General features: G+C 71.2%; 12 protein-coding genes and 1 pseudogene. 10 read left to right on the top strand and 3 right to left on the bottom strand.

The annotated features are described in order from the left end of the window. The 3 genes and pseudogenes from AOK22_RS30640 to AOK22_RS30630 all read left to right on the top strand — a co-directional run. Positions 1 to 663 (top strand): annotated as a pseudogene (locus AOK22_RS30640) (serine/threonine protein kinase); the annotation flags it as partial. Positions 664 to 825: 162 nt separating this feature from the next. After that, positions 826 to 2,442 carry a succinic semialdehyde dehydrogenase gene (locus AOK22_RS30635; protein ID WP_055701978.1) on the top strand — a complete coding sequence of 539 codons (1,617 nt, stop codon included), beginning with the start codon at positions 826 to 828 and terminating at the stop codon, positions 2,440 to 2,442. Positions 2,443 to 2,469: 27 nt separating this feature from the next. Beyond that, a complete protein-coding gene (locus tag AOK22_RS30630) occupies positions 2,470 to 4,287 on the top strand; it encodes a GMC oxidoreductase (RefSeq protein WP_055701977.1) in 1,818 nt (605 codons plus the stop codon). Positions 4,288 to 4,451: 164 nt separating this feature from the next. Here AOK22_RS30630 and AOK22_RS30625 read toward each other — a convergent pair whose 3' ends face one another. Continuing rightward, a complete protein-coding gene (locus AOK22_RS30625; RefSeq protein WP_063795368.1) occupies positions 4,452 to 5,486 on the bottom strand; it encodes an LAETG motif-containing sortase-dependent surface protein in 1,035 nt (344 codons plus the stop codon). Positions 5,487 to 5,738: 252 nt separating this feature from the next. Here AOK22_RS30625 and AOK22_RS30620 point away from each other — a divergent pair, with 252 nt between their 5' ends. The 3 genes from AOK22_RS30620 (at position 5,739) to AOK22_RS30610 (ending at position 8,032) form a co-directional block, all read left to right on the top strand. Next, positions 5,739 to 6,104 (top strand): hypothetical protein, encoded by a 366-nt coding sequence (locus AOK22_RS30620; RefSeq protein ID WP_193433276.1) that lies wholly within the window; start codon positions 5,739 to 5,741, stop codon positions 6,102 to 6,104. A 127-nt stretch (positions 6,105 to 6,231) separates the two neighbouring features. Then, positions 6,232 to 7,083, top strand: a complete 852-nt coding sequence (locus AOK22_RS30615; RefSeq protein WP_141753866.1) for a hypothetical protein — start codon at positions 6,232 to 6,234, stop codon at positions 7,081 to 7,083. A gap of 190 nt (positions 7,084 to 7,273) precedes the next feature. After that, entirely contained in the window at positions 7,274 to 8,032 is a 759-nt protein-coding gene (locus AOK22_RS30610) for a hypothetical protein (RefSeq protein WP_244165173.1), read from the top strand. A 668-nt stretch (positions 8,033 to 8,700) separates the two neighbouring features. Here the strand turns inward: AOK22_RS30610 and AOK22_RS30605 are convergent. Then, positions 8,701 to 9,048 (bottom strand): chorismate mutase, encoded by a 348-nt coding sequence (locus tag AOK22_RS30605; protein WP_055701972.1) that lies wholly within the window; start codon positions 9,046 to 9,048, stop codon positions 8,701 to 8,703. A gap of 415 nt (positions 9,049 to 9,463) precedes the next feature. Here AOK22_RS30605 and guaA point away from each other — a divergent pair, with 415 nt between their 5' ends. Beyond that, on the top strand, positions 9,464 to 11,050 hold the full coding sequence (gene guaA, locus AOK22_RS30600) for a glutamine-hydrolyzing GMP synthase (protein WP_055701971.1): 1,587 nt from the start codon (positions 9,464 to 9,466) through the stop codon (positions 11,048 to 11,050). A 182-nt stretch (positions 11,051 to 11,232) separates the two neighbouring features. Here the strand turns inward: guaA and AOK22_RS30595 are convergent, their stop codons facing one another. Then, positions 11,233 to 11,712 (bottom strand): pyridoxamine 5'-phosphate oxidase family protein, encoded by a 480-nt coding sequence (locus AOK22_RS30595; RefSeq protein WP_055701970.1) that lies wholly within the window; start codon positions 11,710 to 11,712, stop codon positions 11,233 to 11,235. A gap of 130 nt (positions 11,713 to 11,842) precedes the next feature. On the opposite strand from AOK22_RS30595, the gene AOK22_RS30590 reads away from it, so the two are divergent. The 3 genes from AOK22_RS30590 to AOK22_RS30580 all read left to right on the top strand — a co-directional run bounded on the left by AOK22_RS30590 (position 11,843) and on the right by AOK22_RS30580 (position 14,832). After that, positions 11,843 to 12,628, top strand: a complete 786-nt coding sequence (locus tag AOK22_RS30590) for a class II aldolase/adducin family protein (RefSeq protein ID WP_055701969.1) — start codon at positions 11,843 to 11,845, stop codon at positions 12,626 to 12,628. Between the two features lie 172 nt (positions 12,629 to 12,800). Continuing rightward, positions 12,801 to 14,066, top strand: a complete 1,266-nt coding sequence (locus AOK22_RS30585) for a hypothetical protein (RefSeq protein ID WP_055701979.1) — start codon at positions 12,801 to 12,803, stop codon at positions 14,064 to 14,066. Between the two features lie 247 nt (positions 14,067 to 14,313). Further along, positions 14,314 to 14,832: a DoxX family protein gene (locus tag AOK22_RS30580; RefSeq protein WP_055701968.1), complete on the top strand. Its 519-nt coding sequence runs from the start codon at positions 14,314 to 14,316 to the stop codon at positions 14,830 to 14,832. Positions 14,833 to 14,936 lie beyond the last annotated feature (104 nt).

Here is a 14,936-nt window from a genome sequence, read left to right as displayed (position 1 = left end):
GCACCCCGCCGTACCCCCGCCCTGATCGCCGCCGCGCTCGCCGGTGCCCTCCTCGTCGGGGGCGGGGTCTGGCTGGGCGTCTCGATGGGCGACAAGGGCGACGAGGGAACGCCGTACTCGGAGGCCGAGGTGGGCGAGGCCGCGCCGCCGGACATGGTGGAGCCGACCAAGAAGCAGCTCACCTGGAAGAAGCGCCCCGAGCGCCGGCTCGGCGCGGAGATGTCCGTGCCCACCACGTACAAGGTGTTCGCGCGCGAGGACAGCGACGCCGACCACGCGCGCACCTCGTCCCGTCTGGTGGTCTACAGCCCGTCCGAGAGCAGCCTGCTCCAGGTCCGGCTCACCAAGGAGGACACGGTGTCGACGCCCGCCATGACGTGGGCCAAGCAGGAGGCGTCGATCTGGCACGACAACGACAACGGCGCGCGCACCAACTACACGCAGACGTCCTTCCACGGCTACGACGCGGTCATCGCCGACACGACGTACGACGACGGCACCGCGACCCGCTGCATGCAGCTCATGATCATCACCGATGACCAGGAGTACTACGAGCTGCGCGTGGACATGCCCAAGGGCACGCCGGAGGAGAAGGAGGGAACCGCGCTTTTCAAGGGCGCGCGCGAGCGCCTCAAGGTCGGCGAGGACATGATCGGCTCTTGATGGTCAACTCCCGGGAAATGTCCTGACGGCGACCCGCGCACCCCGGACAACGCCCTGATCAGCGGCTTTGTCGCCAGCAATCACTGGCGTCGTGTGAGTGAGCGGTGAAGGCCCGTTACCGATGGGTACCCAAAAGCCTGGCGTGGGCCTACTCTCACGAGCATGACGGACTCGCAGGCCACCGCAGCGCCCCTCGGAACGAACCCGACCGCCCCGGCCCCCGAAGGCGCGCGCACCGCCGCCGACGTGGTCACGCCCGAGCTGATCGCCCAGCTCACCCGTGACGTCGTCGGCTCGGGACGTACGGTCAACCACACGCCGCTCACCGGCGAGAAGCTGGCCGACCTGCCCGAGTCAACCCCCGAGGACGTGGCCACCGCGTTCGAGCGGGCCCGCACCGCCCAGATCGCCTGGGCCAGGACCCCCGTCAAGCAGCGCGCCGCCGTCCTGCTGCGCTTCCACGACCTGGTGCTCCAGCGCCAGGCCGAGGTCCTCGACCTGATCCAGCTGGAGACCGGCAAGGCCCGCCTCCACGCGCACGAGGAGATCCAGGCCGTCGCGGTCGCCGCCCGGCACTACGGCCGCAAGGCCCCCTCCTACCTGAGCCCCAAGCGGCATACCGGCGTCGTCCCGACCCTCACCAAGGTCGTCGAGAACCGCCAGCCGCGCGGCGTCGTCGGGCAGATAGCGCCCTGGAACTACCCCTTCGAGCTGTCCATCGGCGACGCGCTGCCCGCCCTCGTCGCGGGCAACGCCCTCGTGATGAAGCCCGACACGGAGACCTGCCTCACCGCCCTGTGGGCCCGGGACCTGATCATCGAGGCGGGCCTGCCGGCCGAGGTCTTCCAGGTCGTCCTCGGCGAGGGCCCGGTCGTCGGCCCCGAGCTCGTCAAGCACGCCGACTACGTCTCCTTCACCGGCTCCACCCGTACCGGCCGCGAGGTCGCCCAGGGCGCCGCCGCCCGCCTGGTCGGCGTCTCCCTCGAACTCGGCGGCAAGAACGCCATGCTGGTGCTGCACGACGCCGACGTCGAGAAGGCCGCCGCGGGCGCCGTCCGCGCCTGCTTCTCCTCCGCCGGCCAACTGTGCATCTCCATCGAGCGGTTGTACGTCCACGAGTCGATCGCCGACGCGTTCGTGGCGCGCTTCGCCGAGCGCACGAAGGCCATGCGGCTCGGCAAGTCCCTGGCGTACGGCGCCGACATGGGCTCCCTCGTCGGCGAGCGCCAGCTGGAGACCGTGACCCGGCACGTCGACGAGGCCGTCGCCAAGGGCGCCACGCTCGTCGCGGGCGGCGTCGCGCGCCCCGACATCGGACCCTTCTTCTACGAGCCGACCATCCTGGACGGCGTCGAGGCTCCCATGTCGGTCTGCGGCGAGGAGACCTTCGGACCCGTCGTCTCCATCTACCGCTTCACCGACGAGAACGAGGCGGTCGAGCTCGCCAACGCGACCTCGTACGGCCTGAACTCCTCGGTCTGGACGAAGGACGGCGCCCGCGGCCGCAAGGTCGCCGCCCGCCTGCGCACCGGCACGGTCAACGTCAACGAGGGCTACGCGCCCGCCTACGGCAGCGTCCAGTCCCCGATGGGCGGCATGAAGGAGTCCGGCCTCGGCCGCCGCCACGGCTCCGAGGGCATCCTCAAGTACACCGAGGCCCAGACCGTCGCCACCCAGCGCATCATGCCGCTCGCACCGTCCTTCGGCCTGGACGACGAGAAGTACGCGGCGTTCATGAGCGCCAGCCTGAAGGTCATGAAGGCGTTCCGCCTGCGCTAGTGCGTTAGTTCTCAACGAGGAGAGTCAATGTCACAGGAGAGCTCTGCCCAGGACCAGGTGGGCGACGACGCTGCGTACGACTACGACGTCATCGTCGTAGGCAGCGGCTTCGGCGGCGCCGTCTCCGCGCTGCGCCTGACGGAGAAGGGCTACCGCGTCGGCGTCCTGGAGGCGGGCCGCCGCTTCACCCGCGCCACCCTGCCCAAGAACTCCTGGGACCTGAAGAACTACCTCTGGGCCCCGGCCCTCGGACTCTTCGGCATCCAGCGCATCCACCTGCTCGGCAACGTCATGGTCCTGGCCGGCGCGGGCGTCGGCGGCGGCTCGCTGAACTACGCCAACACGCTCTACGTACCGCCCGCGCCGTTCTTCAACGACCCGCAGTGGAAGGACATCACGGACTGGCAGGACGAGCTGCACCCCTACTACGAGCAGGCCAAGCGCATGCTCGGCGTGCGGCTCAACCCCACGACCACGCCCTCGGACGTCCACCTCAAGGCCGCCGCCGAGGAGATGGGCGTCGGCGACACCTTCCACATGGCGCCCGTCGGTGTCTTCTTCGGCGACAAGGACGACGCGGACGGCACGTCGACCACCCGGCCCGGCGGGGAGGTCCCCGACCCCTACTTCGGCGGCGCGGGCCCCTCGCGCCGGGCCTGCACCGAGTGCGGCGAGTGCATGACCGGCTGCCGGCACGGCGCGAAGAACACCCTCAACGAGAACTACCTCTACCTCGCGGAGAAGGCGGGCGCGGTCGTCCACCCGATGACCTCCGTCGTCGCCGTCACCGAGGACTCGCGGGGCGGGTACGCCGTGTCCACGCTGCCCACCGACGACAAGCGCAAGGGCCGGGGCCGCACGTTCAAGGCCCGCAAGGTCGTCGTCGCCGCCGGCACCTACGGCACCCAGACCCTCCTGCACCGCATGAAGGACAACGGCCTGCTGCCGCGCATCTCCCCGCGACTCGGCTCGCTGACCCGCACCAACTCCGAGGCCCTGGTGGGCGCCCAGACCACCGACCGCCGCTACCGCAAGCGGCACGGCGCCCCGAAGGCCGACTTCACCAAGGGCGTCGCGATCACCTCGTCGATCCACCCGGACGAGAACACCCACATCGAGCCCGTCCGTTACGGCAAGAAGTCCAACGCGATGGGCGGCATGACGCTGCTCCAGGTCCCGTACAGCGTGAAGGGAGGCAAGGACCGGGTCGCCGGCTGGCTGGTCAACATGGCGAAGCACCCGCTGCTCGCCGTCCGCTCGCTCTCCAACCGGCGCTGGTCGGAGCGGACCATCATCGGCCTGGTCATGCAGTCGCTCGACAACTCCCTGACCACGTACCGCAAGGAGAAGGGCATCGGGAAGGGCCTGCTGACCGCACGCCAGGGGCACGGCGCGCCCAACCCGAACCAGATCCCCGAGGCCACGCGCGCGGCGACGATCCTCTCCCAGGAGATCAACGGCTTCGCGGGCTCCAACATCGGCGAGCTGATGGGCACCCCGCTGACCGCGCACTTCCTCGGCGGCTGCCCCATCGGCGACTCGGCGGACACCGGCGTCATCGACCCCTACCACCGGCTCTACGGCCACCCGGGCATCTCGGTCGTCGACGGCGCCGCGGTCACCGCGAACCTCGGGGTGAACCCGTCCCTGACGATCACCGCGCAGGCCGAGCGCGCGATGTCGTTCTGGCCCAACAAGGGCGGCGAGGACCCGCGGCCGGCGCAGGGCGCGGACTACGTGCGGCTCGCGGCGGTCGAACCGAAGACGCCCGCGGTCCCGGCGGACGCGTTCGGCGCGCTGCGGCTGCCGTTCCTGGGGATGCCGACGGTGCCGCCCAAGAAGTAGCCCGGACACGAGTCCCGGACACGCCTTCCGGACACGCGTCCCGGACACGCGTCCCGTCCCGGACACACGTAAGGACCTGCGCCCCCCTCCGAGCGCAGGTCCTTCCGTGTGTTCAGGTGCCGCTGTCGTGCGGCGTGCGCCGCGTCACGCGGCGCGGTTCCGCGTTACGCGGCGGCGTCGGCCTTGCGGCGACGGACGACGAAGACCGCGCCCGCACCGGCGACGACGGCGGCGGCACCGACGAGGCCGACGGTCGGCAGCATCGAGCTGGAGCCGGTCTCGGCGAGACTGCCGGTGGGCTGGAACTCCTTGGCACCGCCCTGCGGCTGCTTGATGCCCGACGGCAGCTTCTTGCCCGTCTCCGGCTTGGCCGTGCCCGGGTTGTCGTTGTCGCTGCCCGCCTTGAGGATCGTCAGCGGGTAGTACGCGAACGAGGTGCGCGTGCACTCGGAGTCGGCGTCGAGGTAGCTGCCGACGCCCACGGCGTAGCCCGGACCCGCCGGGGCCTTGGCGTTGATGTTGACGCGCAGCTTGATGTCGACCTTGTCGTGGGCGCCGAGCTCGGTGACACCGAAGGCGAGGCCGCCGTTCAGGTCGCCGTCGATCGACTCCCAGCCCTTGGTCTCAGCGTTGTAGAACTGCAGGCTCGTGTAGTCGCTCAGCCACTTGCTCTCGTCGCTGAAGTTGTCGTTGTCCACGGCCGCGACCCAGTTGACCGCACCGAGCGCCTCGTCGGTGGGGTTGGCGGCGGTCAGCGTGAACGGGTGCCAGCCGCTGCCAGCGACGATCTTGCCGGGCAGACCCTTGAGGTCGACCTCGAGCACCGAGTCGACGTCCACGCCGTCCTCGTCGTCGACCGGGCACTCCTCCGGCTCCGTGGGCTCCTCGGTGGGCTCCTCGGTCTCGGTGGGCTCCTCGGTGGGCTCCTCCGTCTCGGTCGGCTCCTCCGTGGGCTCCTCGGTCTCCGTGGGCTCCTCGGTGGGCTCCTCCGTCTCGGTGGGCTCCTCCGTCGGCTTCTCGGTCGGCTTCTCCGTGGGCTTCTCGGTCGGCGTCTCGGTCGGCTCGGGCGTCTCGGTGGCCGTCACGCTCGGAGTCGGGGTGGTGTCCTCGGTCGCGAAGGCGGCCGGGGCCGACAGCAGTGCGATCGGGGCGATGGCAGCCGTAGCGGCCGCGGCAGCCACGGCACGGCGAAGCTTCATGAAGACCTCGGGAAGTCCGGCGCACTGCCCGGTCGGCAGCGCGGAGGTGGAGGCCTCCGCGGCGTGGGGACGCGGGTGTGGCCGTTGTTACTGCATGCATGACCTGCGATCCCTGTGAATGGTTGTCCTCGATTTCACAGAATCCTTATGTGGCGTGACTCACATGGCTTGCCCTGGCGTGACGGGGTGCCGTAGAACTTCCCCCGCTCACGGGCCAAGAGGACGTGGGACGTCGTGAGGGGGAGGGACAGCGTGGCCATACCCGACGAGGTGTGGGAGCGGTTCGAGAACGACAGCGAGCGGGACATCCGTGCGTCGGCACCGAAGGAGCCCTCGGCGCGGGCCCGCATGGTGGCCGAAAGGTTGCGGCGCCTCGACGAGGAGGCCGCGCGCCGGCAGGCCGAGGAGGAGGGGCGGTTCCGTCGCAGGCGGCGCAAGCGGGACGACGAGCCCGCGCGGTGGCGCCCGGACGACTGGCGGGCGGCGCCGACGGGCCCGCGCCGCAGCGAGCGCTCCGAGCGCAGGCGCCGGGTGTGGAGCGTGGTGATCGTGATCGGCGGGATGGCCCTGGCCATCGCGCTGCTCAGCCCGTTCCGGTTCTGGATCTGGGGCTGGTGAGTCCCCGGTCCGGGACGAGCGGGGCGGCCGGGTCCCGCGAGGGAACCGGAATGGATCACTTCCCGTCGTACCAGGGGTGCGGGTGACTCCGCACGGTGCGAGACGCAAGTGAGCGGGGGAAGTGAACGTGAAGTCAGCAGTGTCACGGGTCGTGGTGGCCGTCTCCGTCGTGGCCGCCCTCGGGGCGAGCGCCGCGTGCAGCAGTGGCGGCGACGACGGGAAGAAGCCGGCGAAGCCGGGGGCGAGCTCGGGCTCGGGTGCGGGTGCGCAGGGTGGCGCGGCCGGCCGGCTGGCGAAGGCGGCCCTCGCCTCCGGTGACGTGAAGGGGTACGAGGTCGAGACGCCGGACGAGTCGGAGGCCGGGGCGGATGCCGGTCCCGGGGCGACCGGCGCGGCGTCCCCCGCGCAGTGCGGCCCGCTCGTGTCCGTGCCGGGCGGCGGCGCCACGGCGAAGACGCGGGCGAAGGCCGGCGCCGACCGCGTCCTGACCCCCAGGAACGACAAGGACCTCACCACGACCGAGGTCCGCCTCTCCGCCTTCGCCGAGAAGGACGCCGAGCGGATCATGGCCGACCTGCGCGCCGCGTCGACGGCGAAGAAGTGCGCCGACTTCCACGTGGGCGACCTCCGATACGTCGGGATCAAGCCACTGCCCACGCCGGACAAGCAGGGCGGGTCGGGCAAGAAGGGCGAGCGGGGAGAGCAGGGCGAGCCGGGCAGGTCCGGCGCCGGTGACGAGGCGGTCTCGTACCAAATGGCCCACCGCAAGGGCGCGTACACGAGGCGCGAGACCGTCACGGTCGTCCGCACCGGCGGCACGCTCGCGGTCTTCACCGCCTCGAACCTCTACGACCCCGAAGGCGTCCAGCGCGACAAGGAGGCCGCGAAGGACGGCATGGAGGGCATCGGGACGCCGACGGCGGACCAGGACCCGAAGGTGGCCCCGGCGATCGTCGACGCCCAGCTCGCGAAGCTCTGACGCCCGGCCCGCCACGGTCCGGCGCTCGGCTCGCGAAGCTCTGACGTTCAACTCACACGCGTTGCGTACAACCTTTTCGGCGGTTTCTGATCGTTACGCAAAAGGCTGGTGGGGAGCGTGAGTCTGCCGCTTTCATGTCGCCACGGCGCGGGCCCTTCGCCCGCGCCGTGGGAACGTGAAGGTAGGAAACGTGAAGTCAACTGTGTCTCGGGCCGTCGTGGCCGCGTCCGTCACGGTCGCGCTGGGCCTGACCGCAGCGTGCGGCGGCAGCGGCGACGACGACGGCAAGAAGGCGTCGGATCCCGCCAAGTCCGCGCAGGAGGACGGGGGGTCGAAGCCGACCGCGAAGAAGCCGTCCGTGCCGACCGTCGCCGACCTGGAGAAGGCGGTGCTCGCCAAGGGCGACCTCAAGGGCTACAAGGTCGAGAAGATGTCCGCGGCGGACATGCCGTCGGAGACCTACCCCGCGGACCCGGCCGCGTGCCAGCCGTTCGCCGACATGTTCATGTTCGCCAGTCAGCCGGCGGCGAAGGCCCGGGTCGGCCGGACCCTGACCGGCCCCGACGCCCTGGACGCCACGGTCGTCTCGCTCGCGCTGCTCGCGCACGAGGAGGACGACGCGAAGAAGGTCATGGGCGATCTGCGCACGGCCACGAAGAAGTGCACCGCGTACGAGCACGCGGGCTCCAAGTACCGCGACGTCGCCGCGCTGCCCGCCCCGAAGGCGGGCGACGAGGCCGTCTCGTACAAGGTGGTCGGGCTCATCGAGGGCCAGAAGACCCCGATGAGCTTCACCGTCGTCCGCACCGGCACGACGCTCGCGGCCTTCTACTCGATCAACCTCCTCGAACCGAAGAAGTTCGGCGTGCCGACGAAGATCGTCGACGCGCAGGTCGAGAAGACCGAGAAGACCGAGAAGGCCGGGAAGGCCGGGAAGGCCGGGAAGTAGGAGAAGCCGTAAGGACGGCCGCACGGCGAGCGAAGGGCCCCGCGGGACGGATCCGCGGGGCCCTTGGCTGTCAGCACCGACGTCAGGGCAGCGTCGGTGCCTCGGGGCGGCGCCGGGGGGAGTGCGCCGCTGGTTCGAGGTGCCGGTGGCCGACCCGGCGCACAAGGGGTGCTCGCGTGGTATCGACCATTGGCAATGCAGCTGTGGGCGAGGGGACTTGGAGCCCGCCCCTCTTGCGCATCGTGCTCGATGCGTTGTTGGCGGCGCAACCGTTTCGACCACATCTATAGGGGAAAGGGCCGGTGATTCGGGGACGGAGGCCGGCCGGCTCCGGGCGTCCCCGAAGCCGACCGTTCTCTTGGGTGACCGGGCTGCTGTCCCCTGCCGTCCGGTCACATCACTGGAGCGAGGTCCCACGGCGTACGACGATCCGTACGCCTCATCGCTCCAGCGGAGCCACGCGTGGTTCTTGCGGGCCCGCCCCTGGCTGACACGGACACCGGGACCAACGAAGCCCGGCCGGAACCGGTCACGCGCCGTACGGGTGAGAACCGATCCGAACTCAGGTCCGCAGGTACCCGCGCCCTGGTGGCGGAGCCGGACCCGGCGGGGCGGCGGGGCCGGACCCGGCCGGGCGGTGGTGTCAGACCTGGCGGGGCGGCGCGGGGTCAGACCCGGCCCCGGCACAGCTCCAGGAGCGTCATCGCGAGCGTCGTGCCGGGCTTGCCGAGCGCGTCCCTGTAGTGGCCGAGGACCTCCATCTCGCGCGAGAGGTTCACGCGACGGCCGCCGGACGTGATGCGGGCCTCCTGGATGACGGCCGAGACGGCCATCCGTTCTTGGATCAGACCGATGATCCGGTCGTCGAGCGTGTCGATCCGCTCACGTGCGTTCTCGATCACGCCGACGGCCTCGGGCGTGTGCGCGCCGGTCTTCTCGGCGGCGGTCGCGGAGGAGGCCGCGGCGGGGATGGTCGCGGCGGCGACAGCGGCTGCGGCGGTGGCGGTGGTGGTCATCGGGACTCCTTGTCGGAAGGGGTGCCCCGGAGCGGCAGGACCCGCGAACGACAGAGCGCCCCGGGCCTTGTCGGCCCGGGGCGCCCGGTAAGTCGCTTGTCAGTGGATCAAGCAGCTCGACCATGGCAGCCGGTGGGCCGGTTGCCATAGGTAAAGAGGAAGCCGAGGTGCTTGGTCACGGGCTCAGTATGCCCCTACGCGCACGTGCCGGGTCAATCCGGGGTCCTCGGCGGCTCGGATGCTGAGACGGCCTGTCCAGGCGCCGGTCCTGCCCGTCCTCCCCGGCGAGGGGTCCGTCGGATACGACGAGGGAGGCCCGGCCAGGCCCGTTAGAATCGACAAAACAGACCCCCTGCTCACGCACGAGCCTCTGCTCCCACGCACCGCTCACGCTCAACGCCGGAAGGCCGCCGCCGTGCCATCAGCGCCCCCCGCTGCCGCCGCTCCCGACACCGTTCTGGTCGTCGACTTCGGAGCGCAGTACGCCCAGCTCATCGCCCGTCGTGTCCGTGAGGCCCGGGTCTACAGCGAGATCGTGCCGAGCACGATGCCGGTCTCCGAGATGCTCGCCAAGAAGCCCGCGGCGATCATCCTGTCCGGCGGCCCCTCGTCGGTGTACGCGGAGAACGCGCCCACCGTCGACCGTGAGCTCTTCGAGGCCGGCGTCCCCGTCTTCGGCATGTGCTACGGCTTCCAGCTGATGGCCGTCTCCCTCGGCGGCACCGTCGACGACAACGGCGCGCGCGAGTACGGCCGCACCCCCCTCACCGTCTCCAAGCCCGGCTCCACCCTCTTCGAGGGCACCCCGGCCGAGCAGTCGGTCTGGATGTCGCACGGCGACGCGTGCAGCGCGGCGCCCGAGGGCTTCGCGGTCACCGCGTCCACGGACGTCGTGCCCGTCGCCGCCTTCGAGAACGACGAGAAGAAGCTGTACGCCGTGCAGTACCACCCCGAGGTGATGCACTCCACGCACGGCCAGCAGGTCCTGGAGCACTTCCTCTACCGCGGCGCCGGCCTCAAGCCGAACTGGACGACCGGCAACGTCATCGACGAGCAGGTCGCCGCGATCCGCGAGCAGGTCGGCACCAAGCGCGCGATCTGCGGCCTGTCCGGCGGCGTGGACTCCGCCGTCGCCGCCGCCCTCGTCCAGAAGGCCATCGGCTCGCAGCTGACCTGCGTGTACGTCGACCACGGCCTGATGCGCAAGGGCGAGACCGAGCAGGTCGAGAAGGACTTCGTCGCCGCGACCGGCGTGCAGCTGAAGGTCGTCGACGCCTCCGAGCGCTTCCTGAACGCGCTGGCCGGGGTCAGCGACCCCGAGGAGAAGCGGAAGATCATCGGGCGCGAGTTCATCCGCGTCTTCGAGCAGGCCCAGGCGGAGATCGTCGCCGAGGCCCCCGGTGACCAGCCGGTCGAATTCCTTGTCCAGGGCACGCTCTACCCCGACGTGGTCGAGTCCGGTGGCGGCACCGGCACCGCGAACATCAAGTCCCACCACAACGTGGGCGGCCTCCCCGAGGACCTCGAGTTCAAGCTCATCGAGCCGCTGCGCAAGCTGTTCAAGGACGAGGTCCGGATGGTCGGCGCCGAGCTCGGCCTGCCGGACGAGATCGTCCAGCGCCAGCCCTTCCCGGGCCCCGGCCTCGGCATCCGCATCGTCGGCGAGGTCACCAAGGACCGTCTCGACCTGCTGCGCGAGGCCGACGCCATCGCCCGCGAGGAGCTGACGGCCGCCGGTCTCGACCGGGACATCTGGCAGTGCCCCGTCGTCCTGCTCGCGGACGTCCGCAGCGTCGGCGTCCAGGGCGACGGCCGCACCTACGGCCACCCGATCGTCCTGCGTCCCGTCTCCTCCGAGGACGCCATGACGGCCGACTGGACCCGCATGCCGTACGAGGTCCTCGCGAAGATCTCGACCCGCATCACGAACGAGGTCGCCGACGTGAACCGCGTCGTCCTCGACGTGACCTCGAAGCCGCCGGGGACCATCGAGTGGGAGTGACCCCCAGGGTCTTCCCCCAGCCTCGCTGAGCGCCGGTGCCGCCACTCCGCCAAGGAGAGGCGGCACCGGCGTTTTCCCGTACGCGCTCACGTGCGCAGGGCCGTGCCCCCTCACGTACGCCGTGTCTTGTGCCGTCACGTACGCCGTGCCCTGCGCCGTCACGCACACCGTGTCCTGCGCCGTTACGTACGCCGCGTCGTGCGCACCGGCGCACCCGGCTTCCACAGCTGCACCGCCAGGTACTTCTCGTCCTCGATGTACGTCCGCACCACCTCCGTCAGCTCCGTGCGGAAGAGATGGAACGCGTCCGGGTCCGGCGGGTTCACCGCGTCCGTGTACCGCGCGACGGTCTCCGGATCGCGCACCTCGACCGCCCGCCCCGAGATCCGTACGTCGCCGCCCGCCATCCCGGTGCCCGAACCGGGATTCGCCTGCAGCGCGAACCGCGGATCGCGGCGCAGGTCGAGCGCCTTGAGCGAGTTCGGCATCATGCCGAGCCACAGCTCCCCGTGCAGAATGCGGACCTCGAGCCCGGTGGTGCGGGGCGACCCGTCCTTGCGGAGCGTCGCGAGGACGTGGTGGGTGAAAGCCCCGAAGCGCTTCTCGACGGTCTCGGCCAGTCGGGGCTCTGCGGCAGCGAAGTCTTGCCAGTTGGACGACATACGCCGAGTGTGGCGTCGATATCGGACACCTCCTGTCGTCTTTGCCCGCACCGTTGATCGTGCCGTGCCTCTGTCCTCCTCTGCTTCCCGCCGGTAACTTCCGCCCCGTACAGCGAGGGATGGAGGACTCATGCAGGCGCCCACACCGATACCCGTCGAGCGGTTGCAGTTCGCGATGCCGCCCGTGCACGACTCCGTGGCGGACGAACGGCGCCACCGCAAGGAACGGCTCGCCGGCGCCCTGCGGATCTTCGGCAGGCTCGGGTACGAGGACGGGGTCTCCGGGCACATCACCGCCCGCGACCCGGAGTACACCGACTGCTTCTGGGTGAACCCCTTCGGCATGCCCTTCAAGCACATCACCGTCGGCGACCTCGTCCTCGCCAACGCCGACGGGCAGGTCGTCGAGGGCCGCCACCACGTCAACCAGGCCGCGTTCACCGTCCACGCCCAGGCGCATCTCGCGCGCCCCGACGTCGTCGCCGTCGCGCACTGCCACTCGCTGCACGGCCGCGCGCTCTCCACCCTCGGCGAACTCCTGGACCCCATCACCCAGGAGGCCTGCGCCTTCTACGAGAGCCACGCGCTGTACGACGGCTACACGGGCGTCGTCGTGGACGCCGAGGAGGGCCGCAGGATCGCCGCCGCGCTCGGCGACCACAAGGCTGTCATCCTGCGCAACCACGGCCTGCTCACCGTCGGGGACTCCGTCGACGCCGCCGCCTGGTGGTTCCTCTCCATGGAACGCTCCTGCCAGGTCCAGCTGAGCGCGCGGGCCGCGGGCCGTCCCGTGCTGATCGGCCACAAGCAGGCGGTGCAGACCCGCGAGCAGCTCGGCAGCGACCTGGTCGCGTGGATCAACTACCAGTCCCTGTGGCAGGACATCAGCCGCAGCGAACCGGACCTGCTGGCCTGAGACGCCGGTGGACGCCCGCGACCTGCCCGTCAACGCGCGCGTGGTCAGTTCACCCCCGCTGACCTGACCCGCGGAACGCACTCGCCCGTCAGTGCGGCACAATTCCCCTTCTCTGCAAGGAAGTTCGCAAGGGGCCCCAGAGGCTTCGAGGGTGGGGAAGGCGGCGTACGCGGTGGCGGTGCAGGAGGCGGGCCAGGGCGCGCACGGGGGCGGTTGCACGTGCGGCGGCTGTCCGCACGGGGCGCGCGAGGGGCACCGGCGCGCCGTGGCCGCGTTCCTCGCCAAGCGGGACGAGTTCGCCGCCGGGCAGGGGTTGCCCGCGGCCGTCGCGCACTCGGCGAGCGCGTCGCGGCAGTGGGTCTCGGACGAGCTGACGCAGTCCGCGCGCGACGTCGCCGAGCGCGGCAGGGCCGAGGGCGAGGCCTGGCTGCGCCGGCTGTGGACGCGCACGCTCGGTGTCGTCTGGGGCGCCTTCGGAGTCCTGCTCCTGGTCCAGGCGCTCACCGCGATCGGCACCGGCTGGACGGCCGCGCGCACAGCCGGCCTCCTCGCGGCCCTGGTGGTCGGCGGCCTGCTGACCGGCGCCGCGTACGCCCACCGGGCGCGCGGCGGGGTGCTCGCACCGATCATCGGCGAGGACAACCGCCTCTCCACCTCGCGCGCCGTGGCCGCCTGCTGGGTGCTCCTCGTCGTCTTCGCGGTGCTCGTCCTCGCGGGCGAGCTGGCCGCCGCGTCGGGCCACGGGGAGCGCGACGAACTGATCGCCGGTCTCGAACTCGCCCGCGCCGCCGGAACGGTCACCGTCCTCGCCGTGGTGTGCGCCGTCGCCGTCCTGGTGCGCAGGGTCGTCGGCCTGCGGGTGCTCGGCCAGCGCCTGCAGAAGGTGCGCGCCGACCGGCCCCGGGCCGCCGACCCGCTCACCGACGACGCGGGCCGCGGCAGCTTCACCGACGCCCAGTACGTCCTGGTCAGCGGCGTCGCCGTGATCTTCGCCGCGGTGCGGCTGGCGCGGCGGCCCGAGCAGCTGCCCGATCTGCCGTGGGGCCTGGCCCTGCTCGTGCTGGTGTCGGCCGCGACGTATCTGGCGGGGAAGTACTCCGAAGGCGGCCGTCCCGTGGTCCTCTCCGTCGTCCGCGCCCGGGAGGCCGGCGATCTGGATGCCCCCATTCGGACGGGTGACGACATCGAGATCCGCGGCGCGGGCTTCGTCCCGCCCGGCGCGGGCGAGGCGGACCGCCTCGCCCGCATGGTCGTCCGCATCGGCGCCGTCCACGTCCATGTGCCGCTCGTGCCCGTGCCGGGCGGATTCACCAACCCGACCGACGCGACCCTGACCGTGCCCGTCCCCGTCGACGTCGAGCCCGGCCGCGTCGAGGTGCAGGTGATCACCGCGGCGGGCGTCGAGACGAACCGCGTCACGATCGACGTCACCGACTGAGCCATCCCCACGACGCGTCCCACCATCGCCACCAGACGCCGAACCATCACCACCACCGACTGGCCCATCGACAACCGAGCCTCCCCCTGAAGCTTCCGGACTGATCTCGTGCAAACCGCCGCTCGCCACTGAGCAGCGGCCCCGCTTCGTACGTATCGTCAGATGACGAGCCGGTCGGACGGACGTGACGGATGTGTCGGGCAGACACGGACGTGTCGGGCAGACGTGGGAGAGGCGGCGGAGGGTCATGGCGCACATGCGAACGGACAGCCACACCAGCTACGTCAGGCACGACGACTGGCGGGAGTCCGCCACCCGCTATGCCCTGATCCCCCTGCGCATCTTCCTCGGCGTCACTTTCATCTACGCCGGCCTGGACAAGCTCACCGACAGCACCTTCATGCAGGCGAGCGGCACCGGCTCGATCGGCGCCACGATGGAGGGCGTCCGCGACATCTCCGCGATCCCCTCTCTCGTCGACCTCTCCCTGAAGAACCCCGTCGCCTTCGGCTACGCCATCGCCCTCGGTGAACTGGCCGTCGGCATCGGCACCCTGCTCGGCCTGTTCGCCCGGGTCGCCGCGCTGGGCGGCGCACTGATCTCCCTCAGCCTCTGGCTGACGGTCAGCTGGTCCACCGAGCCCTACTACTACGGCAACGACCTGGCGTATCTGATGGCCTGGCTTCCGCTGGTGCTCGCCGGTGCGTCCGTCTTCTCCGTCGACGCCCTGCTCGCCGAACGCCGCAGGAACTCCGCGGGGCTCTAGCCCCGGAGCCTTCGGTCCAGGCCTGCTCGTCCTGGGCCCGGTGGTCCTGGGCCCGCTGGTCCCGGGGTCCCTGCTCCCGGGCTGCCTGCCCCAGACCCCCTGCC

It is taken from the genome of Streptomyces silaceus (assembly GCF_001419745.1).
In the GTDB taxonomy this organism is placed as follows: Bacteria; Actinomycetota; Actinomycetes; order Streptomycetales; family Streptomycetaceae; genus Streptomyces; species Streptomyces silaceus.
This window is presented reverse-complemented; position numbering and strand designations above follow the sequence as displayed.